Raw genomic sequence first — 1,371 nt, forward strand, 5'->3', positions numbered from 1 at the left:
GCCCGCCCCCGTTTGGGGCGGGCTTTTTTGTTTCGACGGTTAGGTCTGAGACTATTCGACGAACGATCTCATCACCGCCTCCGATCACTCAACACTCATTGGTGTACGACATGGGTGCGTCGCGGGCTTGTCGAGATCAAACGAGAAAGGGCGCCGAATGGGCGCCCTTTCCATTTGATCATTCGCTTGCGCGAATTACTCGACGATCTTCGACACAACGCCGGCGCCGACGGTGCGGCCGCCTTCGCGGATGGCGAAACGCAGGCCGTTTTCCATCGCGATCGGTGCGATCAGCTCAACCTCGAACGACACGTTGTCGCCGGGCATAACCATCTCGGTGCCAGCTGCCAGGGTCACGGTGCCGGTCACGTCAGTTGTACGGAAGTAGAACTGCGGACGGTAGTTCGCGAAGAACGGCGTGTGACGGCCACCCTCTTCCTTGGTCAGGATATAGGCTTCGGCTTCGAACTTGGTGTGCGGTGTAACCGAACCCGGCTTACACAGAACCTGGCCACGCTCAACACCTTCACGGTCGATACCACGCAGCAGCGCGCCGATGTTGTCGCCCGCTTCGCCGCGATCCAGCAGCTTGCGGAACATTTCAACACCGGTACAGGTGGTTTTCTTGGTGTCGCGGATGCCGACGATTTCGATCTCGTCGCCAACATTGATCACGCCACGCTCAACACGACCGGTCACAACTGTACCACGGCCCGAGATCGAGAACACGTCTTCGACCGGCATCAGGAACGGCTGGTCAACAGCACGCTCAGGCGTCGGGATGTACTCGTCCACGGCAGCCATCAGCTTGCGGATCGATTCTTCGCCGATTTCCGGGTTGTTGCCTTCCATCGCGGCCAGTGCCGAACCGGCAATGATCGGAATGTCGTCGCCAGGGTAATCATACGAGCTCAGCAGCTCGCGGATTTCCATTTCAACCAGCTCCAGCAGCTCTTCGTCGTCAACCTGGTCAACTTTGTTCATGAACACGACCATGGTCGGGATACCAACCTGGCGGCCCAGCAGAATGTGCTCGCGGGTCTGAGGCATCGGGCCGTCAGCCGCGTTCACAACCAGAATCGCGCCGTCCATTTGCGCCGCACCGGTGATCATGTTCTTGACGTAGTCGGCGTGGCCGGGGCAGTCAACGTGGGCGTAGTGACGCGCATCGGTCTCGTATTCCACGTGGGCCGTCGAGATGGTGATGCCACGTGCTTTTTCTTCAGGCGCGCCGTCAATCTGGTCATACGCTTTGAAGTCACCGAAATACTTGGTGATTGCTGCGGTCAGCGTCGTCTTGCCGTGGTCAACGTGGCCAATCGTGCCGATGTTGACGTGCGGCTTATTACGCTCAAACTTTTCCTTTGCCAT

At 58.6% G+C, this 1,371-nt stretch carries 1 protein-coding gene; it reads right to left on the bottom strand.

The features are described 5' to 3' along the window. Positions 1-195: 195 nt before the first annotated feature. Positions 196-1,371: elongation factor Tu (gene tuf, locus AC2FFB_RS20020; RefSeq protein WP_142640426.1), on the bottom strand; the 1,176-nt coding region annotated here is incomplete at its 5' end.

It is taken from the genome of Ruegeria sp. YTSA219, from assembly GCF_059609985.1.